This window comes from Acidovorax temperans, from assembly GCF_028596105.1.
Lineage (GTDB): Bacteria > Pseudomonadota > Gammaproteobacteria > Burkholderiales > Burkholderiaceae_C > Acidovorax > Acidovorax temperans.
Map to the genome: position 1 here is coordinate 3,863,765 of NZ_CP117193.1, position 24,072 is coordinate 3,887,836.

A 24,072-nucleotide genomic window follows, 5' to 3' on the forward strand; every position below is an offset into this window, starting at 1 on the left:
TTATCCGGCCCCCGCCCTGGCGGGCCTCAAAGCAGTACCAGCACCCCCACGAATGCCAGCGTGTGCGCCAGCACCCCCGGCGCCACCGCCAGCGCGTAAGCGCCGCCGCCGCTCACCCAGGCCACCACGCTTTTGCTCACTGCGTGCACCAGCAGCGCCGCCATCAGGGCGCGTTCCACGCCCACGGCCTCGGGCTCGGTGGGCAGGGCGTGCATCAGCACCGCCGCAGCGGCAGCGTGCACATCGGCCAGCGCGGCCAAAAGAGCGCCTGCCATCATCCCGGCGTTGCCCTGGGTGCGCTCCAGCCACGCCACGCCCACCTGGATGCCTGTGAGCAGCAGGGTGATCAACACCACGTCGCGCAGTTTGAACATGGGTGCATCGGCCTGCAGCGGCGCTTTGGCGGTGGACTGGTCGGCCGCACCCCACAGCAGCCACAAGCCCCAAATGGCGGCCACCCCGGCCCCAGCCAGCGCAGGCAGCGCCAGGTACGGCAGCCAATGCGGCTGAACCGTGGCCGCCACCACCAGCACATGCAGGGCCGTGGCCACACACGACAACACAGCCCCTGCGGCCTGCGTACGGGCGGGCGCCTTGCCGGCGCGCACATCCATGCCCAGGCTGGCAATCGTGGCCGTGCTGGAAACGAAGCCCGAAGCCAGGGCCGACAGCACGACGGCCTGGCGCGCCTGCATCAGCCGCCGCGCCACATGCGCCAGCGACTGGATCACCAGCAGCACGATCACCAGGCGGAACACCACCTGCGGGTTCAGCAAACCCTGCACCATGGGCTGGTTGGGCACCAGCGGGAACACCAGCAGCACCAGTGCCGCCAGCACCAGGCCGCTGCGCACCTCGCCTGGCTGCAGCCAGTGGCTCGAAAATTCGTGCAGCGGCGCCCGCAGTGCCAGCAACCCGGTCACCATCACCGCCAGGGCGGCGGCCAGCAGGCGGTCACTGGCGCACAGCACGCCAATCAGGTAGGCCAGCAGCAGGGCGATTTCGGTGGCAACGCCGGGATTCTCCGAGCGGTCGCGGGCATAGGCCACCACGCCCAGCGCGGCCACAAACGCGGCACCAGCCCCCAGCAGGGCCACCGAACCCGACAACGCCGCCGCCGCGCCCGTCAAACTTGCCAGCGTGAACGAGCGCACGCCTGCCAGAGCGCGGTGCGGCCCACTGCCCTTGCGGCGTTCGCGCTCAATGCCCATCAACAACCCACAGCCCAAAGCGCTGGCCAGCACGGCCAGCGCGGCATAAAAACCCTGCAAATCCTGCATGCCCGCTCCTGCACCCCACGGATGCCTCTCGCCATTCTGGCAGCGTGGGATGTCCTGCATAACCCTCGCGAGTCGGTGGTAGTGCGGATCGGGATAGGCTGCAAGGCGTCTTTTTGCAGCCAATAGCCGGGCTATTGGCAAGAAAAGCAACGCAGCGGACTGCCCGAGGCCGCGCTATCACGGACCGCAGGGAGTTATGCAGGACATCCCTTGCCACAACCTGTCACGAAAGCTTGTGGACAATAGCGCCATGGCCCCCACATCCTCTGCTTTCATCGCCCCCACCCGCCACACCACGGCCGAATCGGCTCTGGCCCAGGTGCACCACATCTACAACCACCAGATCGGGCTGCTGCGCGACAGCATGCAGCGCTTTGTCGCTGGCGAAACCCTGCCAGGCCACGTGCGCGCCTGCTACCCCTATGTGCGCATTCAGACGGACACCGTGGCCCGCGCCAAGCCCCACCCCGACGTGGCCCTGCTGGCCTATGGCTTCGTGGCCGGGCCCGGCCGGTTCGAGACCACGCTGACGCGCCCCGACCTGTACCACGCGTACTACCTGGAGCAATTCCAGCTGCTGCTGCAAAACCATGGCGTGGAGCTGGAAGTGGGCACCAGCCACCAGCCCATCCCGGTGCACTTCTCGTTCAGCGAACACGACCATGTGGAAGGCCAGATGAGCCAAGAGCGCCGCACCCTGATGCGCGACGTGTTCGACCTGCCCGACCTGGCCGCCATGGACGACGGCATTGCCAACGGCACCTGGGCGCCCAAGCCCGGCGAGGCGCAGCCCCTGTCGCTGTTCACCGCACCGCGCGTGGACTATTCACTGCACCGCCTGCGCCACTACACCGGCACCTCGCCGCGCGCATTCCAGAACTTTGTGCTGTTCACCAACTACCAGTTCTACATCGACGAATTTGTGCGCCTGGGCCATGAAGAAATGGCCAAGCCTGATAGCGAATACATCGCCTTCATCGAACCCGGCAACGTGGTGACGCGCCGTGTGGGGTTGAGCGCCGAGCCCGGCGACGAGCTGGGCGCCCCGCCCCCGCGCCTGCCGCAAATGCCCGCCTACCACCTGGTGCGGGCCGACCACAGCGGCATCACCATGGTCAACATCGGCGTGGGCCCGGCCAACGCCAAGAACATCACCGACCACATCGCCGTGCTGCGCCCGCACGCCTGGATCATGCTGGGCCACTGCGCGGGCCTGCGCAACAGCCAGCAACTAGGCGACTACGTGCTGGCCCACGGCTATGTGCGCGAAGACCACGTGCTGGACGAAGAACTGCCGCTGTGGGTGCCCATCCCCGCGCTGGCCGAGATTCAGCTCGCCCTTGAATCCGCCGTGGCAGGCGTGACTGGCGTGAGCGGTGCCGACCTCAAGCGCATCATGCGCACCGGCACCGTGGCCAGCACCGACAACCGCAATTGGGAGCTGCTGCCCGACAACCAGCCCCAGCGCCGCTTCAGCCAGAGCCGCGCCGTGGCGCTGGACATGGAAAGCGCCACCATCGCCGCCAACGGTTTCCGCTTCCGCGTGCCCTACGGCACCCTGCTGTGCGTAAGCGACAAGCCCCTGCACGGCGAAATCAAGCTGCCCGGCATGGCCAACCACTTCTACCGCGAGCGCGTGGACCAGCACCTGCGCATCGGCATCCGCGCCCTGGAAATGCTGCGAGCCGAAGGCATGGCCCGCCTGCACAGCCGCAAGCTGCGCAGCTTTGCGGAAGTCGCTTTCCAGTAAGCGCTGCACCGTTTCAAAGGCTGCGCACTCCACTACCGCCCCGCGCCCACGGTGCTGGGGTGGCGCCCCGCTGAGCAGCCCCACGCAAAACGCTATCTTTTCAATAGCTGCCAGCGCTTATCCAATAAGCGCTAGAGGCCTATTTCTCCGCAAGCCCTGAAGCAACGCAACCCCAATGCCGCCACAATGGCGGCATGAGCGAACTCTTTGCTGCCCAGAACCTGTACAAGCACTATGGCGACGCCACGGTGGTGAACGATGTGTCTTTTGCCATCGCCCCCGGCGAATGCCTTGGCGTCATCGGCCCCAACGGGGCGGGCAAGACCACCACCATCCGCATGTGCCTGGGCCTGACGGCGCCCGACAGCGGCAACGTGCTGTTCTACCCCGAGGGCGCGACCGAGCCGCTGTACATGCCGCGCGATGCGCTGGCCATCAAGGCGCAGCTGGGCGTGGTCACCCAGTTCGACACGCTGGATCCGGACTTCACCTGCGCTGAAAACCTGCGCGTGTTTGGCCGTTACTTCGGGCTCAAGGGCCGCACCATGGACGAGCGCGTGCCCCAGCTGCTGGAGTTTGCCGCGCTCACGCACAAAGCAGACGCCAAGCCGGGCGAACTCTCGGGCGGGATGAAGCGGCGCCTGTCACTGGCCCGCGCCCTCGTCAACCGCCCGCGCCTGCTGCTGCTGGACGAGCCCACCACCGGCCTGGACCCGCAGGCCCGCCACCTGATGTGGGAGCGCCTGCAACTGCTGCTGCAACAAGGCACTTCCATCTTGCTGACCACGCACTTCATGGACGAGGCCGAGCGCCTGTGCTCGCGCCTGCTGGTGCTGGACCACGGCAAGAAAATCGCCGAAGGCAAGCCGCGCGAGCTGATTGCAGAGCACCTGGAAAGCGATGTGGTCGAAGTCTTCGGCGTGGGCGCCGTGGCGCTGGCCGAGGACGCCCACCTGCGTGCCCTGGCCGCGCGCGTGGAGATCAGCGGCGAGACGGTGTTCTTCTACACCCAGAACGCGCAGCCCCTGTTGCAGGCGCTGGGCCAGCATGGCCACCTGCGCACGCTGCACCGCCCTGCGAACCTGGAGGACTTGTTCCTCAAGCTGACGGGACGGCAGATTCGGGAGTGAGGCGCCAGCGTGGCGTCAGGTGACTGCACACCCACCCACACTATCAAAAATGATAGCTACCAGCGCTTTCTGAATAAGCGCTAGCGGCCCATTTCACTTAAAAAACAGCCTCAAGCCTTGCGCGGCTTGACCTTGCCAGCCGCCAGCTTGGCGTTGCTGCGCGCTGTTTCCACATCCGCCGCACGCGCCAGGGCCACGCCCATGCGGCGCTTGGCGAAGCTCTCGGGCTTGCCGAACAGGCGCAGGTCGGTGCCGGGCACGCGCAGGGCTTCGTCTACGCCGTCAAACACAATGCCCTGGGCTTCCATGCCGCCATAGATCACGGCGCTGGCGCCGGGGTTGCGCAGGCTGGTGTCCACGGGCAGGCCCAGGATGGCGCGGGCGTGCAGTTCAAACTCGCTCTGGTGCTGGGTGCACAGCGTGACCAGACCCGTGTCGTGCGGGCGGGGGCTGACTTCGCTGAACCAGACCTGCTCGCCCTTGACGAAAAGCTCCACGCCAAACAGACCCTGGCCGCCCAGGCTGTCGGTCACGGCCTTGGCGATCTGGCGCGATTTTTCGAGCGCAGCGGGGTGCATGGGGTGGGGCTGCCAGCTTTCCACATAGTCGCCGCTCACCTGCACATGGCCGATGGGGTCGCAGAAGCTGGTGACGATCTGGCCATCGGCGCCGACCGAACGCACGGTGAGCTGGGTGATTTCGTAGTCAAAGTCGATAAAGCCTTCGACGATGATGCGGCCGTGGCTCACGCGGCCACCGGCCATGGCGTAGTCCCAAGCCTTCTTCACATCTTCCGGGCCGTCGATCTTGCTCTGGCCCTTGCCGGAGCTGCTCATCACGGGCTTGACGATGCAGGGGTAGCCCACCCCTTTCCCGTTCTCGCCATCAATCGCAGCCTGCAGCTCTTCGAGAGAGTTGCAGAACTTGTACGGGCTGGTGGGCAGGCCCAGCGTTTCGGCGGCCAGCACGCGGATGCCTTCGCGGTCCATGGTGAGGCGCGCGGCGCGGGCCGTGGGGATGACGCGCACCACACCGGCAGCTTCCAGCTCTTCGAGCATGGGGGTGGCAATGGCTTCGATCTCGGGCACCACCAGGTGGGGCTTCTCGGCATCGATCAGCGCCTTGAGCTGGGCCGGGTCGCTCATGGTGATGGTGCGCGCGTGGTGGGCCACTTGCTGGCCGGGGGCGTTGTCGTAGCGGTCTACCGCAATGGTTTCCACGCCCAGGCGTTGCAGCGCGATCAGCACTTCCTTGCCCAGCTCTCCCGAGCCCAGGAGCATGACTTTGGTGGCGTGGGGAGACAGGGGGGTTCCGAGGGTGGTCATGGGCGGGGCCTTCAAACGGTGATTGTGAAAACGAAGTCGGGACCATGCTGAACAGGGTCGGCCTGGATTTTGCCTGCTGCGCAAAGCCTGAGAACCTGCTGCGCCTCTCGCAGCAGCGCATCCACAGGCTCTGCCGCACGCCGCACAATAGCCCCATGAATACCACGCCCAGCGCCTTGCGCCCCCGCCCGCCCGCACCGGCTTCGGTCTGGCGCCCGCCTGCGTTGTCGGCCCGCTGGTGGCCGGTGTTTTTGCGCAACCTGCTGGTGTGGCGCAAGCTGGCCATTCCCAGCCTGGTGGGCAACATTGCCGAGCCGCTGATGTGGCTGGTGGCCTTTGGCTACGGCATGGGCGCGCTGGTGGGGCAGGTGAGCGTGGGCGGCGCGGGTGGCGATGCCAAGGTGCCCTACATCCTGTTTTTGGCCAGCGGCTCGATCTGCATGAGCGCAATGAACGCGGCCAGCTTCGAGGCGCTGTACTCGGCCTTCTCGCGCATGCATGTGCAAAAGACCTGGGACGGCATCATGAACGCGCCGGTGAGCCTGGACGACGTGGTGCTGGCCGAAATGCTGTGGGCGGCGTTCAAGGCGCTTTTCACCGTGACGGCCATCCTGGGTGTGATGCTGGCCCTGGGCATCAGCCACAGCCCCAAGTTGCTGGTGGCGTGGCCGGTGCTGCTGGGCGTGGGCATCATGTTTTCCAGCATTGCCCTCATCTTCAATGCGCTGGCCAAGGGGTATGACTTTTTCACGTACTACTTCACGCTGGTGCTCACGCCCATGATGTTCTTGTCGGGCGTGTTTTTCCCACGCGAGCAATTGCCACCGCTGGTGCGCGCGATCTCGGACTGGCTGCCGCTGACCAACGCAGTGGAGCTGGTGCGCCCGCTGTTCATGGACCAGTGGCCGCAACAGCCGCTGCGCCACGCCGTTGTGCTGGCAGCCACCACGGTGGTGGCCTTCTGGCTGGCACTGGCGCTGACGCGGCGGCGCTTTCGCGGCTGAAGCGGCCCAAGAGCCTCAGGCGGCGCTGGCGCGCAGCAAGTCCACCGCCTTTTCGGCCACCATCACCGTGGGGGCGTTGGTGTTGCCGCTGGTGATGCGGGGCATGACGGAGGCGTCCACCACCCGCAGCCCCTGCACGCCGTGCACACGCAGCTGCGCATCCACCACGTCCATGGGCCCAGGGCCCATGCGGCAGCTGCCCACGGGGTGGTAGATGGAGTCGGCATGGCTGCGGATGAACTGGGCAATCTCGGCATCCGTCTGCGCACTTGCAGACACGGGCAGCTCCTTGCCGCCCAGGTCGGCCAGGGCCGGTTGCGACAGGATGGCGCGCATGCGGCGCACCCCGCGCACCATGCGCTGCAGGTCGTCCTCATCGGCCAGGAAGTTCGGGTCTACCAGCGGCAGGGCCATGGGGTCCGCACTGGCCAGGGCCACCCGCCCCCGGCTGCGCGGCTGCAGCAGGCACACATGCGATGAATAGCCGTGGCCCAGCGCGGTTTTGCGGCCATGGTCCACCAGCTTGCCGATGACGAAGTGCAGTTGCAGATCGGGTGCCGACTCGGCCGCGCTGCTGCGGATGAAGCCACCCGCCTCTGCGTAGTTGGTGGTGAGCATGCCGGTGCGGGCGCGGCGCCAGTCCATCACACCGCGCGCAATGCGCACCGCCGCCACGGCCGACACGCCGAACAGGTCCTTGAGGTGTGGCGCGTCATACAGCAGCACCACGTCGGGGTGGTCGTGCAGGTGCTCGCCCACGCCAGGCAAATCGTGCACCACCGCAATGCCGTGCTGCTGCAACTGCGCGCCGGGGCCAATGCCTGAGAGCATCAGCAGCTGGGGCGACAGCAGCGCCCCGGCGCTGAGCAGCACTTCGCGCGCGGCCCGCACTTCCTTCAGCTGCCCACCCTGGCGGTATTGCACGCCCACCGCACGGCGGCCCTCCATCAGCACCCGCGTGGCCTGCGCGCCGGTGATGACCTGCAGGTTAGGCCGGCCCAGGTGCGGCGTGAGGTAGCCCTTGGCGGTGCTGTGGCGTTCCCCATTCTTGTGGGTGACCTGGTACAGGCCCACGCCTTCCTGGTCTGGCCCGTTGAAGTCCAGGTTGTGCGGGTAGCCCGCCTGCACCCCGGCGTGCACAAAGCTCTGGCTCACGCGGTGCGGCGAGCGCAGGTCGGCCACGTTGAAGGGCCCGCCCTGCCCGTGCAGGGGGCCGCGGATGCTTTCGTTGTGCTCGGCCCGCACAAAGTAGGGCAGCACATCGGCCCAGCCCCAGCCGGGGTTGCCTTGGGCGGCCCAGTGGTCGTAGTCGGCCGGTTGGCCACGCACGTAAATCATGGCGTTGACCGAGCTGCTGCCGCCCAGCACCTTGCCCCGGGGCTGGTAGCCGCGCCGGCCGTTGAGCCCCGGTTGCGGCACCGTGCTCTGGCGCCAGCTGTTCAGCTCCAGCCGCGCCATGGCGGCCAGCCCTGCGGGGCAGTGGATCAGCACGCTGCGGTCGGCCGGCCCGGCTTCCAGCAGGCACACCCGCACGGCGGGGTCCTCCGTCAAACGCGCTGCCAGCACGGCCCCTGCCGAGCCCCCGCCCACCACGATGTAGTCGAACATGTTTGTGTCTTCCCCCGGCCAAGCACAGTGGCCGCCCCCAAGATAACCGAACGGCCGTGCTTTTTACTCAGGAACTTTCCCGGGGTTCCAACGGCCCGCACCACCGCGTCCCTTACCATGCAGGCGTCTGTTTCACTTGGAAGAAAGCTCTTTTTATGACGATTCAAACGGTTGGCATCATCGGCGCAGGCACCATGGGCAACGGCATTGCACAGGCCTGTGCGGTGTCGGGCATCAGTGTGGTGATGGTGGATATTTCGGACGCGGCCGTGCAAAAGGGCCTGGCCACGGTGGCGGGCAACCTGGATCGCCTGATCAAGAAGGAAAAGATCACCGCTGCCGACAAGGATGCGGCCCTGGCGCGCATCAAGACATCGACCAGCTACGACGACCTGAAGGCCGCGCAACTGGTCATCGAAGCCGCCACCGAGAACTACGAACTCAAGCTCAAGATCTTGAAGCAGGTGGACGCCATCGTGGCGCCTGAAGTGATCGTGGCGTCGAACACCTCGTCCATCTCCATCACCAAGCTGGCTGCCGCCACCAGCCGCGCCGACCGCTTCATCGGCATGCACTTCTTCAATCCCGTTCCGATGATGGCGCTGGTGGAGATCATTCGCGGTCTGCAGACTTCAGACGCCACACACGACGCCGTGAAGGCCCTGGCCGAGGCCCTGGGCAAGAGCCCCATCACCGTGAAGAACGCGCCTGGCTTTGTGGTCAACCGCATTCTGGTGCCCATGATCAACGAAGCCTTCTTCGTGCTGGCCGAAGGCCTGGCCACCCCCGAGGACATCGATGCCGGCATGAAGCTGGGCTGCAACCAGCCGATTGGCCCGCTGGCGCTGGCCGACATGATTGGCCTGGACGTGTGCCTGGCCGTGATGGATGTGTACCTGACCGAGTTTGGCGACAGCAAGTACCGCCCCTGCCCGCTGCTCAAGGAAATGGTGGCCGCAGGCCGCCTGGGCCGCAAGACGGGCCAGGGCGTTTACACGTACTGAGCGGCGCCCTCGCGCCCCTTCCCCCACGCGCAGCGCAACCGTGCTGCGCCCCTTGGCGGCCTGCGGGCCGCCATTTTTTTGGGCGCGGCACCGATGTAGCCCTTGGAATATTTAGACGAAAACAGCCTCTAGCGCTTTCACAGCAAGCGCCATTAGCTACGTTTTTCATAGCATTTAGAGCTCCATTCGGAAGCAGTGGCAATCCCATGCCCGCAGCGCAGGCATTCACCAATTAAATTGCACACAATTTAATTGAACACAACAATTCAACCCATGCCCCGCACGCCCACCTCCGAAAACAGCCCCAGCCCCGCCGCCTTGCGGCTGGACAACCAGGTCTGCTTTGCGCTGTATTCCGCATCGCTGGCCATGACCAAGCTGTACAAGCCCCTGCTGGACGACATCGGGCTGACCTACCCGCAGTACCTGGTCATGCTGGTGCTGTGGGAGCAGGACGGCATCACCGTCTCGGAACTGGGCGAGCGCCTGTACCTGGACTCGGGCACGCTCACCCCGCTGCTCAAGCGGCTGGAAGCCAGCGGCCACATCCGCCGCACCCGCGATGCGCAGGACGAGCGCCGGGTGCGCATCGCCCTCACGCCCCAAGGGCTGGGCCTGCGCAACCAGGCCGAGCGCATTCCGCACTGCGTGCTGGAAAGCAGCCAGTGCACCCTGCCCGAGCTGGTGGCGCTGACCAGCCAGCTCAAAACCCTGCGCGAGCGGCTCAGCCAGCGCTGAGCCGCCTGCCTACGTTGCTCCTGCATCACTGATTCTCACCACCGTCCCGCGCTGCGGGCATCACCTCAAAGGAAGACACCATGGCCAAGCTCGACCAAGTTCTCTACACCGCCAACGCCCACACCACTGGCGGCCGCGACGGCGCATCGCGCACCGATGACGGCCGTCTGGACGTGAAGCTCTCGCCCCCCGGCACCGCAGGCACCGGCACCAACCCCGAGCAACTGTTTGCTGCGGGCTACTCCGCCTGCTTCATCGGCGCCATGAAGGCCGTGGCCGGCATGCAAAAGATCAGCCTGCCTGCTGACCTCTCGATCGACGCCAGCGTGGACCTGGGCAAGGTCGGCCAGGGCTACGGCATCGCCGCCCGCCTGGCCGTGAGCCTGCCCGGCATGGACCGCGCCGCCGCCCAGGCCCTGGTGGACGCAGCTCACCAGGTCTGCCCCTACTCCAACGCCACCCGCGGCAACATCGACGTGACCATCACGCTGGTGTAACGCCCCGGGCTCTGCCCACCCCACACCGCCGGTGCCCCCGCCCAGGGAGCACCGGCGGTGTGCTTTTTGGGGTGCCCCCGGAGAAAACCGTAGACGGCGCCCCTTCGCCCTGGGGCATGATGCAGCCATGGGGAGAACACCATGAAACTGGCCCTTTTGTCAGACATCCACTCCAACCGCCAGGCGCTGGACGCCTGCCTGCAGCACGCCCGCGCGCATGGCGCCGATCACTTTGCCCTGCTGGGCGACCTGGTGGGCTATGGCGCCGACCCGGCCTACGTGGTGCAGCAGGCCATGGACTTGGTCGCTGCCGGTTACACGGTGATTGGCGGCAACCACGACGCCTTTGCCGTGCAGCCCCCCGCAGGAACCGACAAGGGCGCCCACAGCATGGCCGCACAGGGCGCGCTGTGGACACACGAACAACTCAGCCCCGAGCAGCGCAGCTTTTTGGCCCATTTGCCCCTCACCGCCCAGGTGGGCGGGGTGCTGCTGGTACACGCCAGCGCCGAAGCGCCCGAAAACTGGCGCTATGTAGACAACGAAATCGTGGCCGCCGAATGCCTGGAAGCCGCCACCAAGCACCCGGGCGTGAAGCATGTCTTTTGCGGCCATGTGCACCAGCAAACGCTGTACTACCGGGGCACCGGGCGGGGGCTGATGCGCTTCACCCCCACGGCCGGGGTGCCGGTGCCGGTGCCGCCCCACCGGCAGTGGGTGGGCACGGTGGGCTCGGTTGGCCAGCCGCGTGACGGCGACCCGCGCGCCATGTACGCGCTGCTGGACACCGACCACTGGCATCTGCGCTTTGAGCGGGTGCCCTATGCCGTAGCCGATGCAGCGGCCGCCATCCTCGCTACTGGCGGCGCCTTGCCCGCAAGCTTTGCGCACCGCCTGGAGGTAGGCCGATGAAACTGCTGGAACCCGGCGCCGTGGTGGACGGCTTTGTGGTGCGCGAATGCATCCACGCAGGGGGCATGGCCCATATCTACCGGGTGGAATACGCCAGCGGCGCGCCCGACCCTGGCTTTCCCATGGCCATGAAGATCCCGCGCATGACCGCGGGCGACGGGGCCGAGAACATCGTGGGCTTTGAGGTGGAGCTGCAAATACTGCCCGCACTCACCGGGCCACACGTGCCGCGCTTTGTGGCCGCTGGCGACCTGCACCGGCTGCCCTACATCACCATGGAATACCTGCAGGGCCACACCCTGCAGCACTGGCTGGACGCGAGCGAGCGGCCCGACGAAGAACTCATCGCCCGCCTGGGCACCGCCCTGGCCCACGCGGTGCACAGCCTGCACCAGCAAAACGCCTGCCACCTCGACCTCAAGCCCGGCAACGTGCTCTTCACGCACGAGAACCATGCCGTGCTGCTGGACTTTGGCCTGTCGTGGCACGCGCACTTCCCCGACCTGCTGGCCGAAGAGCAGCGCAAGGCCGTGGGCTCGCCCGCGTGGATGGCACCCGAACAAGTGGTGGGCGTGCGGGGCGACCCGCGCAGCGACATCTTCGCCATTGGCGTGATGCTGTACGAGCTGGCCACGGGCGAGCTGCCGTTTGGCGCCCCCACCACCACGGGCGGTCTGCGCCAGCGCCTGTGGATGGCCCCCGCCCCGCCGCGCAAGCACCGGCCCGACCTGGCCCCGTGGCTGCAGGAAATCATCCTGCGCTGCCTGGAGCCCGAAGCCGCGCGCCGCTACCCCTCGGCCGCCCACCTGGCCCTGGACCTGGCCCACCCCACCCAGGTGCGCATCACCGAGCGAGGGCACCGCACCCAGGGCACGCCGTTTCGCACTCACTTCAAGCGCTGGCTGCGGGCGGCGGGCATGCACTACCAGCCCAGCCCGCTGCCCTCGCGGCAGATTGAAGAGACCCCCATCGTCATGGTGGCGGTGCCGCACAGCGATGTGACGGACGCCACGCTGTACTCGCTGCGCGAAGCGGTGGCGCGCTCACTGGGCATCCGGCCGGGGGCGCGGCTGGCCTGCGTCACGGTGCTGTCGCCCTCGGCCAGCAGCACCAGCGACAGCACCCGCAGCGAAACCGCCCTGCACCGCCTGCACCACGCCCGCCTGCGCCAGTGGGCGCAACCGCTGGACCTGACCGAGCACCCGGTGAGCTACCACGTACTCGAATCCAGCGACGTGGCCCATGCCCTGGTGCGCTACGCCGAGGGCAACCACGTCAACATGATGATCCTGGGCGCCGCCACCCACGGGCTGCAAACCCAGCGCTTCATTGCCACCGTGCCCATGCGCGTGGCGCGCGACGCGCCCTGCACCGTCATCCTCGTCAAACAGTCGCTGCCGTTTGCGCGCCTGGCGGGTGCCAGCTGAGCACCGGTTCCAAGAACGGGGCTGGCCGCGCTGTGGCCTGTCGCCAACGCGGCGCCCGGCACTTGAGCCGGCGCCGCCTTTGCCTTAGCGTGCGGGCATGAGCACCACCACCCTTCTCGTGCGCCAGAACCAGCTGGCCGACACCGCTGTGCGCACCACAGCTGATTCAGCGCTGCAAGACGGCGAGATCCGCGTCCAGGTGGACCGGTTCGCCCTCACCAGCAACAACATCACCTACGCGGCCATGGGCGAGATGCTGCAGTACTGGCAGTTCTTCCCCTCGGGTGAAGCGGGCTGGGGGATCATTCCGGTGTGGGGCTTTGGCACGGTGCAAGAGTCGCGGCACCCGGACATACCGGTGGGCGAACACCTGTATGGCTACTGGCCCATGGCCACCCATGCCGTGCTGGCCCCGCACCGCGTGAGCAACACCGGTTTCAGCGATGGCGCACCGCACCGCGCGGGGCTGCATGCGGTCTACAACCACTACCTGCGCACGAACACCGACCCGTTCTACCAGCCCTTCAATGAAGACATCCAGGCCCTGCTGCGGCCGCTGTTCATCACTTCGTGGCTCATTGATGACTTTCTGGCCGACCAGCAGTTCTTTGGCGCCAGCACCGTGCTGCTGTCCAGCGCATCCAGCAAGACGGCCTACGGCACGGCATTTGAGCTGGCCAAGCGCCCAGGCATCCAGGTGGTGGGGCTTACCTCTGCCACCAACCGCGCGTTTTGCGAAAGCCTGGGCTGCTACCACCGGGTGCTGGCCTACGAAGAACTGGAACAGCTGCCCGCCCAACCGGCCAGCGTGTACGTGGACTTTGCCGGCAGCGTGGCGCTGCGCGAGCGCATCCACCGGCATTTGACAGGGCTTGCCTACAGCTGCGCCGTGGGTGCCAGCCATGTACAAGACCTGGGCGGCGCAGGCAACCTGCCCGGCCCCCGCCCCACCATGTTCTTTGCCCCGGCACAGGTCAAAAAGCGCAACGCTGACTGGGGCGCCCAGGGCCTGAACGACCGGCTGGTGCAGGCCTGGCAACAGTTCAGCACCGCAGTACAGGCACCGCCACAGCCCTGGCTGGTGGTGCAGCACCACCAAGGCAGTGCCGCGACGCAGGCGGTGTACCTGCAAGTGCTGGGCGGCCAGGGCAGCCCGCGTATTGGGCATATGGCCAGTCTGCTGGCGTAATCACCCGATTGAGTGCCTGTTTCAGGCAGGCAGCGACGACAATCTCTGCATGCACGCCCACAACGACACTGCGACGAACACCGCCGCCAACGCCCAACACCCTTTTGCCGCCCTGACGCCCGACGTGGTGCTGGACGCACTGGCCAGCGTGGGGCTGTACGGTGACGGGCGACTGATGGCGCTGTCGTCGTACGAAAACCGGGTGTACCAGGTCACGCTGGAAGACGGCCAGCGCGTGGTGGCCAAGTTTTACCGCCCCGAGCGATGGAGCCAGGCCCAGATTCTGGAAGAACACGCCTTTGCCGCCGAACTGACCGCCGCCGAGGTGCCCGCCATAGGCCCACTGGTGCTGGGCGGCACCACGCTGCACACGCATGGCGGTTTTTCCTTCTCGGTCAGCCCCTGGCGCGGCGGGCGCGGGCCCGAGCTGGACGATTTTGAGGTGCTGGAGTGGATTGGCCGCTTTCTGGCGCGCATCCACACCGTGGGGGCGGCGCAGCCTTTTGCGCACCGCCCGGCGCTCACCGTGCAGACCTTTGGTGCTGACTCGCGCGACTGGCTGCTGGCCCACGAGATCATTCCGCTGGACATGCAATCGGCCTGGCAAGGCGCCTGCGAGAACGCTCTTAAATTGATAGCTAGCAGCGCTTTATCCACGGGCGATGGAGGCCAATTTGGCTTAAACCAGGCGCGCCAGATCCGCCTGCACGGCGACTGCCACCCCGGCAACATCCTCTGGACGCCTACCGACCAGCCCGGCGGCGGTCCCCATTTTGTGGACCTGGACGACGCCCGCATGGGCCCTGCCGTGCAGGACTTGTGGATGCTGCTGTCGGGCGACCGCAGCCAGCGCACCCAGCAGCTCAGCGCGCTGCTGGAAGGCTACGAGCAATTTCGCAGCTTTGACCGCCGCGAGCTGGCGCTCATCGAGCCCCTGCGCACGCTGCGCCTCATCCACTACAGCGCATGGCTCGCGCGGCGCTGGCAAGACCCGGTGTTTCCCGTCAATTTCCCCTGGTTTGGCAGCAGCGACTACTGGCGCGGCCAGGTGGACATGCTGCACGAGCAAATCGAAGCCATGGGCGAAGAGCCGCTTTACGCCTGAAGACACCCGAAAGAGGGAATGGAACTGCGCATGTGATCTCAAAATATTTGCCATATATGGCAAATATGATTGTTAACTTTTAACAAAGCGCTTACAATAACGCACAAATGATACTTCGGTGGCGCGATTGTTGACTTCGTTTTTCAACGAGTGCAAACGATTGTCAGAAATTCGACCAGGCGTCGGTTCTGAGGCAACATCAGAAGGTTTTCTTTGACCCCTCCAAAGTGCGCCCCAGCGCTGTGACCACGCCATGCGAATAGCCGCCCTCGACGACGATCCGATCCTGCTGGAGCTGATCAAAGCCACCACCGAGCAACATGGCCACGTCTGCCACACCTACCTGACAGGCACCCAGCTGCTGCAGGACATCCGGCACGAGACCTTCGATTTGCTCATCGTGGACTGGCACCTGCCCGACATGGAAGGCCCCGAGGTGGTCTCCGCCGTGCGCCAGACGACAGGGCGGCACCTGCCCATCCTGTTCGTCACCCGCCGCCGCGAAGAGCAAGACGTGATCGAAGCCCTGTCCTGCGGCGCCGACGACTTCATGACCAAGCCCCTGCGCATGGGTGAGCTGGTGGCCCGCACCACTGCCTTGCTGCGCCGCGCGTACCCCCAGGCCATGAGCGACAACCTGGTGTTCGGCCCCTACCGGTTCGACCCCGAAAAGCGTTCGCTGTGGCTGCGCGACCAGCCCGTGGAGCTCAAGAACCGCGAATACGAACTGGCCCTGTTCATGTTCCGCAACGCAGGCCGCCTGCTCTCGCGCGCCCACCTGCGTGAAGTGGTGTGGGGCGAAACCAGCGAAGCACCTTCACGCTCGCTGGACACCCACATGTCGCGCCTGCGCACCAAGCTGGAACTAACCCCTGCCAACGGTTACGTGGTGGGCGCCATCTACGGCATGGGCTACCGCCTGGACGCCGTGGACGCCAACGCGACACCGCCCGCAGGTCAGGACGGATCGGCAGCCGATGGCGAGGCCGGCGCCGAGGGCTTCCAGGCAGGCACCACCACCTTGGCCACGAACTGACGGTCTAGCCACAGCCACACCAGAATGGGCGCCAGCGTGGGCACCACCAAAGAGCCCACCTGGTAGCCGTACATCACAGAAAACCGAAACTGTGACCTCGTGAGTGAGCTTGCCATGTGGCAGGGCTCACCGCCGCTGCGGGTATCGTAAGCTGCACGAGTGTGAACGAAGGCAGCCACCTTTGGCCAGTTCGCGTGAACGCACACAGCCATGCTGTGCGTGCCTTGGACTGGAGACGGCACACGCAACTGTCTGGCCAGACTCCGCTTCGAACCGCTTTCACCCATGCCCCGCGAATCGCTCTTCTCCAACCTCTCCCTGGCGGGCAAGATCACCTTGCTGGTGGGGCTGATGGGCGTGGTGTCGATGGCCATCATCGGCTACGCCATGGTGCACATGCGCCAGATGGACGAGCAGTACCGCACGCTGATCTCCTTGGAGTCCGAGTTGGCGCAGAGCTTTGGCCGCACGGGCGTGCTGCTGGGCGAATCCCAGCGGATAGTGCATGCCGCGCACAGCGCGTCCCAGGGCGCCGCCGCCCCCTTGGCGGCCGAAGCCTCGCAGCGGCTGCGCACCCTGCAGCGCGAGTTCGAGACGGAGCTCAACGACATTGCCAAGGACATCCCGCACCAGGGCCGCGAACTGATGGGTTTGCGCTCGCGCTCGCAGAAGGTGTTTGATGCAGGCGATCAGGTGCTGGATGCGGCCACCAAAGGGTACAAGGAGGCGGCGACCACCTTGCTGTACCAGGCGTTTGAGCCAGCCCTGCTGGAACTGAAGCAAGACCTCGACGCCTTTCGCAACCGCTAGCACGGCGAATTTTCAGCGCTCATGAACGAGCAAAATCTGGCGACGGAAAAAACCCTGTGGCGCATTGCCGCGGCTGTGGCTGCGGCGCTGGCGGGGGTTCTGGTGCTGTCGGCCTATGTGGCGTTGACGCAGATTTCACGCCCTGTGAGCCAGCTGGCGCGCATCATGCAGCGGCTCACAGAGCACCAATACGACGATGTGATTCCGGCCACAGACCGGCGCGACGAGGTGGGCACCATGGCCCGTGCGTTGCAGGTCTTCAAGAACACGATGGAGGGCGCGGACCAGCTCACGGCGCAAGTGCAGCGCAGCGAGGAGGCGCGCAGGCTTTCGGAACAGTTGATGGACCTGACCAGCGCAATTCCTGGCGTGGTGTTTCAACTCCATCTGCAGGCCAACGGCAAATGCCGGTTTCTGTTAGTGAGCGACAAGGCCGGTGCGATGCCTGGGCTGCGGGTACTGGCGCTGCTGCGCAGCGGCGGGCCGGTGGGCGAGGCCTATGCCGTGCCTCGGCCAGTGCGCCAGCGCATCCAGACCGCGTTCATGGAACGGCTGCGCAACCCTGAGCCGCTGGACTTTGACACCGAGGTGCAGCACGAGGGCGCATCGCGCTGGCTGCAAACCTCTGCCACCGCGCGGCGGCTGGCGGATGGCAGCGTGCTGTTTCACGGCGTGTGGATGGACGTGACCGAGCAAAAGAGCCAGACACACGCCATGGCCACTGCCAAAGAGGCGGCAGAACGGGCTGCGCAGGAACGCGCCCGTTTCATCGCCGTGATGAGCCATGAAATCCGCACGCCGCTCAACGCCGTTCTGGGCATGGCACAGCTGACGTTGAAGGACGAGCTGCCCGCGCAGCAGCGCGAGCGCGTGGAGCAGATCCGACGGGCCAGCCGCCACCTGCTGGGCATCCTCACCGACGTCCTGGATTTTTCGAAGATCGACGGCGGCCACCTGCAGCTGGAGCACAAGCCGTTTTCGCTGTCGTCGATCATGGGCACCCTGGCCGATCTGCTCAGCCCCAAGGCGCTGGCCAACTCGCTGCAGCTGCGCATGGAGGTCGACGATAACGTGCCCGAGCATTGCGTGGGCGATGCCCAACGGCTCTCGCAGATTCTCATCAACTACGTGCACAACGCCATCAAGTTCACCCACCAGGGCGAGGTGGTGGTGCGCCTGCGCGTGGTCGAGCAAGACGGGTACCACCTGCTGCTGCGCAGCGAAGTGCAAGACACCGGCATTGGCATGACGGCGCAGCAGATGGAAGGCTTGTTCGAAGCCTTCCGCCAGGCTGACAGCTCCATCACCCGCCGCTTTGGCGGCACCGGCCTGGGGCTGGTGATTGCCCGCCAGCTGGCGCAGGCCATGGGCGGAGAGACGGGCGTGCACAGCGAACCGGGCCGTGGCAGCACCTTCTGGTTCACGGCGCGCCTGCAACGCGCCCCCGCCAAAGACTGGGCGCACGAGGGACTGGAACAACCCCTGAGCCCCCCAGCCTTGGGCGTGGGCCAGACCGCAGGGCTGCGTGTGCTGGTGGTGGACGACAACGAGGTGAACCTGCAGGTCGCCCAGGGGCTGCTGGAAGCCGGTGGCCTCCAGGTGGACCGGGCACGCAACGGTGCCGAAGCCGTGGACCAGCTGACCCGCGCAGCCGACCACACCTACGCCGCTGTGCTGATGGACATGCAGATGCCCGTCATGGATGGCCTGAGCGCCACGCGTGCCCTGCGCGCCCTGCCCCGTTTTGAAGCGCTGCCCATCATCGCCATGACGGCCAACGCCGCCCCGGCCGACATGGAGCGAACCCGCGTTTGTGGCATGAACGACCACATTGCCAAGCCGCTGCTGGAGGCGCCGCTGTGGCAGACGCTGTCGCGCTGGCTGGCACGTTCGGCGAGCGCATTACCGGCCCATCACGCTGCGGGCACCGTACCGCCCCCACCAGCCCCGGAACCCAGCCCGACCAGCCCGACCAGCGCAGAAGCCGCTGCAGCGCGGGCACCAGTATTCGACGTGGCGCTGCTGCAGGATTTGCAGGAGTCCATCACCACGGCACGGCTGCTGCCGCTGATTGCACAATTTGTTCAGGACTGCGAACGGCGCGTCGCACGCATCACCGAAGCCGCCCAGGCCCGCCAATGGGAAGCCCTGCGCCGCCAAGCGCATGACCTGGGTGGCACGGCAGGCAGCTTCGGCTTGTCCACCCTGGGCGAGCTGACCCGCCCGCTGGAAGCCGCCGCCAAGACCCAGGATGCGGCAGCCACCGACCGTTGCATCGCCGAGTTGCAGCAACTGGCCCAGCAAGGGCTGGAGCAATTGCGCGCCCACGCACAGGCTTTGGAAAACCCGGCCTCCCACCAGGGCGGGTAGCCCAGCACGACAAGCCCGACAGAGGCACCGCTACACAAGCACGAAAAAGCCCCGGGGCATCACATGCCGCCGGGGCCACAAGCACTATCAATTCAATAGCTGCCAGCGCTTTATCCGTAAGCGCTAGCAGCCATTTTGGCCCTTGTCAGGCCAGCAAGGCGTTCACCCGCTTGACGTAGGCTGCCGGGTCTTCCGGCAGGCCGCCTTCGGCCAGCAGGGCCTGGTCGAACAGGATGTGGGCCAGGTCGTGGAAGTGCACGCTGCCGTCCAGCTTCTTGACCAGCGCGTGCTCAGCGTTCACCTCCAGCACGGGCTTGGTCTCGGGCGCCTGTTGTCCAGCTTGTTTGAGCATGCGGGCCAGTTGCGTGCTCATGCCGTCGTCCTGCACCACCAGACAGGCAGGCGAATCGACCAGGCGGGTCGTCACGCGCACGTCTTCGGCCTTGTCCTTGAGCGCTTCCTTCAGCTTGGCCAGCACGGGCTTGAAGGCTTCAGCTGCCTCTTCGGCGGCCTTCTTCTCGGCCTCGTCCTGCAGCTTGCCCAGGTCCACCGCGCCCTTGGCCACGCTTTGCAGCGGGGTGCCGTCAAACTCGTGCAGGTAGTTCAGCGCCCACTCGTCCACGCGGTCGGTCATGAGCAGCACTTCGATGCCCTTCTTCTTGAAGACTTCGAGCTGCGGGCTGTTCTTGGCAGCGGCCAGCGTGTCGGCGGTGATGTAGTAAATCGCCTCCTGGCCTTCCTTCATGCGAGCCTTGTAGTCGGCAAAGGAGACTGTCACGGCATCGCTCTGCGTGGAGGCAAAACGCAGCAGCTTGGCCAGGCGCTCGCGGTTGGCAAAGTCTTCGCCCAGGCCTTCCTTCAGCACCGCGCCAAATTCGGCATAGAACTTGGTGTACTTGCCTTCCTTGGCCTTGTCTTCCTCGCTCACCACGTCGGTCACGCCATCGGCGCCTTCACCCGTGGTGTGCTTGTCGTGCTTGGCCAGGTCTTCCAGCATGCTCAGCACACGCTTGGTCGAGCCCTCGCGGATGGAGCGCACGTCGCGGCTTTCCTGCAGCAGCTCGCGGCTCACGTTCAGCGGCAGGTCGGTCGAGTCGATCACGCCCTTCACAAAGCGCAGGTAGGTGGGCAACAGCGCTTCGGCGTCGTCCATGATGAACACGCGCTTCACATACAGCTTCACGCCAGCCTTCTTGTCGCGGTTCCACAAATCGAACGGCGCCTTGGCGGGGATGTACAGCAGCTGCGTGTATTCGGTGTTGCCTTCCACGCGGTTGTGCGCCCAGGTCAGTGGGGCTTCGTGGTCGTGGCTGATGGTCTTGTAGAACTCGGCGTACTGCTCGTCGGTGATGTCCTTCTTGGGGCGCGTCCACAGGGCGCTGGCCTTGTTGATGGTTTCCCACTCTCCCGTCTTGACCATGCCACCGGGCTGGCGGCCGCCGTTTTCATCGTTGGGGTTGATCAGCTCGCCGTCTTTCCACTCTTCCTTTTCCATCAGGATGGGCAGGCTGATGTGGTCGGAGTATTTGGCGATGACCTGCTTGAGCTTCCAGGCGTTGAGGTATTCCTCGGCATCCTCGCGCAGGTGCAGGATGATGCTGGTGCCGCGCTGGGCGCGCGTGATGGTTTCGACCTCAAAGTCGCCCGTGCCGCTGCTGATCCAGCGCACACCTTCTTCGGGCTTCAGGCCCGCGCGGCGCGACTCCACGGTGATCTTGTCGGCCACGATGAACCCGGAGTAGAAGCCCACGCCGAACTGGCCGATGAGTTGGGCGTCCGCCTTCTGGTCGCCGCTGAGCTTGCCCATGAAGTCCTTGGTGCCGCTCTTGGCGATGGTGCCCAGGTGGTCGATGGCCTCTTGCTGGCTCATGCCGATGCCGTTGTCGGTGATGGTCAGCGTCTTGGCGGCCTTGTCGAAGGTCACACGCACTTCGAGGTTGGGGGCGTCTTCAAACAGCGCGGCGTTGTTCAGGCCCTCAAATCGCAGTTTGTCGCAGGCGTCCGAGGCGTTGGAGATCAGCTCGCGCAGGAAGATTTCCTGGTTGGAATACAGCGAGTGGGTGACCAGGTGCAGCAGCTGGGCCACTTCGGCCTGGAACGACAGGGTTTGCTTGCTCATGGGAGGGTTCTCTCTCGGTAAATTTTTGAATGGAATCGCACAACGGGGGGCACAAAAAAATCACGCGTGCCAGCCCGGCAGGCGTGATTTATGGGCAGGGGTGAAGGTTTCAAGAGGGGGCGAGCCCCCCACTTAGAGCGGCTAACAAAACTCTTCTGGCGTCGTTGCTGTGTCTTGTCGTACTGCTCGTACTGCCGACGACACAGCGCCTAGCCAGAACCGCTTCGCTGAGTTTTGTTAGCCGCTCTTATTGATCCGGCACGGTTTATTGCAGAGTCCAGATGCCGTTCAACTTGAGCCCGTCGAGGGGCTTCGACACCTCAGCCCGAGCAAGGTTTACGAATAAAGCCTGCCGGATCAATATGCAAGCAGCAAGCTTCAACCGTCGGTGTTGATGCGTTCTACCAGCATCTTGAGGACCGCGTCTGCCTTCTCGTTGGCCACCTGGCAGGTGCCCGCAGCGGCGTGGCCGCCACCGCCAAACTCCAGCATCAGGTTGCCCACATGGGTCTTGCTGCTGCGGTTAAGGATGGACTTGCCCGTGGCAAACACGGTGTTCTGCTTTTGCAGGCCCCACATCACGTGGATAGAGATGTTGGCCTGCGGGAACAGCGCGTAAATCGTGAACCGGTTGGTGGCCCAGATGGTTTCTTCCTGGCGCAGGTCCAGCACCACCAGGTTGCCCAGCTCAATGGCGCAGCGCTCCAGTTGCTCCCTGGCCTTGACGGCATGCTCGCGGTACAGGGCCACGCGCTCCTGCACGTCGGGCAACTCCAGAATCTCCTCGATGGTGTGGTCGCGGCAGTACTTGATCAAATCCATCATCAGCGCGTAGTTGCTGATGCGGAAATCGCGGAAACGGCCCAGGCCGGTGCGTGAGTCCATCAGGTAGTTCAGCAGCACCCAACCCTGCGGGTCGAGGATGTCTTCGCGCGAATACTGGGCCGAGTCGGCCTGGTCCACCGCCGCCATCATCTCATCGGTGATGCGGGGGAACGCGGCCTTGCCGCCGTAATGGTTATAGACCACGCGCGCCGCGGATGGGGCATGGGCCTCAATGATGTGGTTGGTGTCACGGCGGCCTGCATTGCGCACGGTTTCCGACTCGTGGTGGTCGAACACCAGGTGCGCACCCGGCACGTAGGGCAGGTTGGTGGTGATGTCGCGCGACGTGATGGCAACCTTGCCATCCTGCATGTCCTTGGGGTGGACGAACGTGATCTCGTCAATCAGGTTCAGTTCATTGAGCAAAACGGCGCACACCAGGCCATCGAAGTCACTGCGGGTGACCAACCGGTATTTCTCTTCACTCACAGACATCTCCTCTTAGAGCCATCCCTTTCAAGGTCTTGTCCCCGCAGCCTGTTTGAGGACACGAGCGGTGGACAGCTGCTTGCGAGCCACAGCGCCAGCCACGTATCCCCCAGGCTTTTCCTTCTTGGGGCCGCGCTTGGCCGTGGCAACACTGCGCGGGTTGACCGTCCTTGCCAAGCGCAGCAGATGCTGCGCAACCTCCCCGCCTGACGCCTCGCACCACGATTGCCACACCTCAGATGGCAGCGCGATGAGCATGCCCTGGTAGTCGCTGGCCACATGCACGCCCAGGTGATAGGTCGAGACATCCAGACCAGGCGCTCGCTCGCAGTGCGCCTGCTCCACGCAGCGCTTGAGTAGCGCCAACACGTTGAACGCCAGCACTGCTGCAGCAAACCCCAACAGCGCCGCACGCGGGTGGCCCAAGGTCCGGATCTCGCTGTGCAGCACCGATTCGAGCCGTCCGAACAAGCCCTCGATGCGCCAGCGCTTGCGGTACAACTGCGCAATGGTGGCCGCGTCGATGCTCGCCGGCAGGTTGCTCCACAAGGCAATGCTTTGGTCACCCGCTTCGGTGGGCGCCTGCAACTGGATCTCGATGCGGCGCCAGGACGGCGGGGCGAGCACCGTCTCCTGGGTGGCCGCCAGCTCAATGGCTTGCTCACGCACCTGCCCTGTCTCTGTTGGCACGGCTTCGCTCCAGGGGCCGGTATTGTCCAACTTCGGGTGCCTGGCGTGCTCACGCACGATAAAGCCCGCTTGGCGCTGTTGCCAGCCCTGCAGCAGGGTGCGGGTGCAGAAGTGGCGGTCGGCGATCCACACCTGGCCCTGCTGGGCCTGCTGCAGCAAGGTGGCCGCGCCTACGCGCTCGCTCTCGTGCGCGTCCTCGCAGGCCAGGATGTCCGTGACCAGGGCGCTGTCGGGGTCGTAGACCACCAGCGTGTGGCCCGGCATGGCCGCTCCCCGGTGCGAGCGCAGTGGCGCCAGGCGTTTGTCACTGGCTGGCAAATGGTTGCCATCGAGAATGCGCAGTTGCCAGCCCTGTAGGCTGGGCTGGCTGCCTACCGCAGCAACCACCGGCTGCAGGCGCGCCGCGCTGCCTTGCACCAGTGCCCGCAGCACCTGGGGCTCTGTGCGCTTGACCTTGTCGTACAGCGCCGCCAGCGTGACGGGCAACTGCGCCATCTTCTTGGCCGCCGCGTGCAGCGAGGGGCGCAGCCCCAGGCTCACCAGCATCATCAGCTCCACCACGCTGGAGAACAGCAACTCGCGTGGATATTGGCGTTGGCGGCTGGTCTGGAACACTTCATCCACCCAGCACGCCGGCAAGGCATGCTCCAACGCCACCCGGGTCATCACGCTCACCGGCGCATGGCTCTCAAACCTCTCCAAGACTTCTTTCCACATCCGCAGTTCTCCCTCTGTGGGGCGAAGGTTACTGCTGCGGGAGCAGG

The 24,072-nt window shown here is 65.6% G+C and carries 20 protein-coding genes; 13 read left to right on the forward strand and 7 right to left on the reverse strand.

Going from position 1 to position 24,072, the window contains the following annotated elements:
- Window positions 1-26: 26 nt before the first annotated feature.
- Window positions 27-1,280, reverse strand: coding sequence for an MgtC/SapB family protein (locus tag PQV96_RS18080; protein WP_066786296.1), 1,254 nt, complete (start codon window positions 1,278-1,280; stop codon window positions 27-29).
- A gap of 250 nt (window positions 1,281-1,530) precedes the next feature.
- Here PQV96_RS18080 and PQV96_RS18085 point away from each other — a divergent pair, with 250 nt between their 5' ends.
- Both PQV96_RS18085 and PQV96_RS18090 read left to right on the forward strand, forming a co-directional pair.
- Window positions 1,531-3,030: an AMP nucleosidase gene (locus PQV96_RS18085; protein ID WP_066785587.1), complete on the forward strand. Its 1,500-nt coding sequence runs from the start codon at window positions 1,531-1,533 to the stop codon at window positions 3,028-3,030.
- A gap of 194 nt (window positions 3,031-3,224) precedes the next feature.
- Window positions 3,225-4,160, forward strand: coding sequence for an ATP-binding cassette domain-containing protein (locus tag PQV96_RS18090; protein ID WP_207375396.1), 936 nt, complete (start codon window positions 3,225-3,227; stop codon window positions 4,158-4,160).
- Between the two features lie 110 nt (window positions 4,161-4,270).
- On the opposite strand, the gene purT is transcribed toward PQV96_RS18090, so the two are convergent.
- The gene (gene purT, locus PQV96_RS18095; protein ID WP_207375395.1) at window positions 4,271-5,485 is read right to left on the reverse strand and encodes a formate-dependent phosphoribosylglycinamide formyltransferase; all 1,215 of its coding nucleotides are present in this window, start codon (window positions 5,483-5,485) and stop codon (window positions 4,271-4,273) included.
- A 155-nt stretch (window positions 5,486-5,640) separates the two neighbouring features.
- Here purT and PQV96_RS18100 point away from each other — a divergent pair, with 155 nt between their 5' ends.
- Complete coding sequence (locus tag PQV96_RS18100) at window positions 5,641-6,489, forward strand: ABC transporter permease (RefSeq protein WP_273623816.1); 849 nt, start codon at window positions 5,641-5,643, stop codon at window positions 6,487-6,489.
- 15 nt (window positions 6,490-6,504) lie between these two features.
- On the opposite strand, the gene PQV96_RS18105 is transcribed toward PQV96_RS18100, so the two are convergent.
- Window positions 6,505-8,097, reverse strand: a complete 1,593-nt coding sequence (locus PQV96_RS18105; protein ID WP_273623817.1) for a GMC family oxidoreductase — start codon at window positions 8,095-8,097, stop codon at window positions 6,505-6,507.
- A gap of 155 nt (window positions 8,098-8,252) precedes the next feature.
- Between PQV96_RS18105 and PQV96_RS18110 the strand changes: the two genes are divergently transcribed.
- From PQV96_RS18110 to PQV96_RS18145, 8 genes are all read left to right on the forward strand, one after another.
- Window positions 8,253-9,101: a 3-hydroxybutyryl-CoA dehydrogenase gene (locus PQV96_RS18110; RefSeq protein ID WP_273623818.1), complete on the forward strand. Its 849-nt coding sequence runs from the start codon at window positions 8,253-8,255 to the stop codon at window positions 9,099-9,101.
- A gap of 273 nt (window positions 9,102-9,374) precedes the next feature.
- Window positions 9,375-9,839 (forward strand): MarR family winged helix-turn-helix transcriptional regulator, encoded by a 465-nt coding sequence (locus PQV96_RS18115; RefSeq protein WP_207375183.1) that lies wholly within the window; start codon window positions 9,375-9,377, stop codon window positions 9,837-9,839.
- An 80-nt stretch (window positions 9,840-9,919) separates the two neighbouring features.
- Window positions 9,920-10,336, forward strand: a complete 417-nt coding sequence (locus PQV96_RS18120; RefSeq protein ID WP_044395577.1) for an organic hydroperoxide resistance protein — start codon at window positions 9,920-9,922, stop codon at window positions 10,334-10,336.
- A gap of 141 nt (window positions 10,337-10,477) precedes the next feature.
- Complete coding sequence (locus PQV96_RS18125) at window positions 10,478-11,248, forward strand: metallophosphoesterase family protein (RefSeq protein ID WP_066695658.1); 771 nt, start codon at window positions 10,478-10,480, stop codon at window positions 11,246-11,248.
- On the forward strand, window positions 11,245-12,675 hold the full coding sequence (locus tag PQV96_RS18130; RefSeq protein ID WP_207375184.1) for a bifunctional serine/threonine-protein kinase/universal stress protein: 1,431 nt from the start codon (window positions 11,245-11,247) through the stop codon (window positions 12,673-12,675). Before PQV96_RS18125 ends, PQV96_RS18130 begins: the two co-directional genes overlap by 4 nt.
- A gap of 97 nt (window positions 12,676-12,772) precedes the next feature.
- Window positions 12,773-13,864, forward strand: coding sequence for a DUF2855 family protein (locus PQV96_RS18135; RefSeq protein WP_207375185.1), 1,092 nt, complete (start codon window positions 12,773-12,775; stop codon window positions 13,862-13,864).
- Between the two features lie 49 nt (window positions 13,865-13,913).
- Window positions 13,914-14,969: a serine/threonine protein kinase gene (locus tag PQV96_RS18140; RefSeq protein ID WP_066696816.1), complete on the forward strand. Its 1,056-nt coding sequence runs from the start codon at window positions 13,914-13,916 to the stop codon at window positions 14,967-14,969.
- Between the two features lie 253 nt (window positions 14,970-15,222).
- Entirely contained in the window at window positions 15,223-16,005 is a 783-nt protein-coding gene (locus PQV96_RS18145; RefSeq protein WP_082758822.1) for a response regulator transcription factor, read from the forward strand.
- On the opposite strand, the gene PQV96_RS22325 is transcribed toward PQV96_RS18145, so the two are convergent.
- A complete protein-coding gene (locus tag PQV96_RS22325; RefSeq protein WP_337930957.1) occupies window positions 15,927-16,382 on the reverse strand; it encodes an exosortase H-associated membrane protein in 456 nt (151 codons plus the stop codon). The two genes, PQV96_RS18145 and PQV96_RS22325, sit on opposite strands and share 79 nt — an antisense overlap.
- Between PQV96_RS22325 and PQV96_RS18150 the strand changes: the two genes are divergently transcribed.
- Together PQV96_RS18150 and PQV96_RS18155 are read left to right on the forward strand one after the other, a co-directional pair.
- The gene (locus tag PQV96_RS18150; RefSeq protein ID WP_273623819.1) at window positions 16,291-16,815 is read left to right on the forward strand and encodes a hypothetical protein; all 525 of its coding nucleotides are present in this window, start codon (window positions 16,291-16,293) and stop codon (window positions 16,813-16,815) included. The genes PQV96_RS22325 and PQV96_RS18150 overlap by 92 nt on opposite strands.
- A 21-nt stretch (window positions 16,816-16,836) precedes the next feature.
- The gene (locus tag PQV96_RS18155) at window positions 16,837-19,185 is read left to right on the forward strand and encodes a hybrid sensor histidine kinase/response regulator (RefSeq protein WP_273623820.1); all 2,349 of its coding nucleotides are present in this window, start codon (window positions 16,837-16,839) and stop codon (window positions 19,183-19,185) included.
- Between the two features lie 145 nt (window positions 19,186-19,330).
- Here PQV96_RS18155 and htpG read toward each other — a convergent pair whose 3' ends face one another.
- From htpG to PQV96_RS18170, 3 genes are all read right to left on the reverse strand, one after another.
- Window positions 19,331-21,304 (reverse strand): molecular chaperone HtpG, encoded by a 1,974-nt coding sequence (gene htpG, locus PQV96_RS18160; RefSeq protein ID WP_066696826.1) that lies wholly within the window; start codon window positions 21,302-21,304, stop codon window positions 19,331-19,333.
- Window positions 21,305-21,682: 378 nt separating this feature from the next.
- Complete coding sequence (locus PQV96_RS18165; protein WP_066693869.1) at window positions 21,683-22,618, reverse strand: exopolyphosphatase; 936 nt, start codon at window positions 22,616-22,618, stop codon at window positions 21,683-21,685.
- A 27-nt stretch (window positions 22,619-22,645) separates the two neighbouring features.
- On the reverse strand, window positions 22,646-23,974 hold the full coding sequence (locus PQV96_RS18170; RefSeq protein ID WP_082758840.1) for an IS4 family transposase: 1,329 nt from the start codon (window positions 23,972-23,974) through the stop codon (window positions 22,646-22,648).
- Window positions 23,975-24,072: the final 98 nt, after the last annotated feature.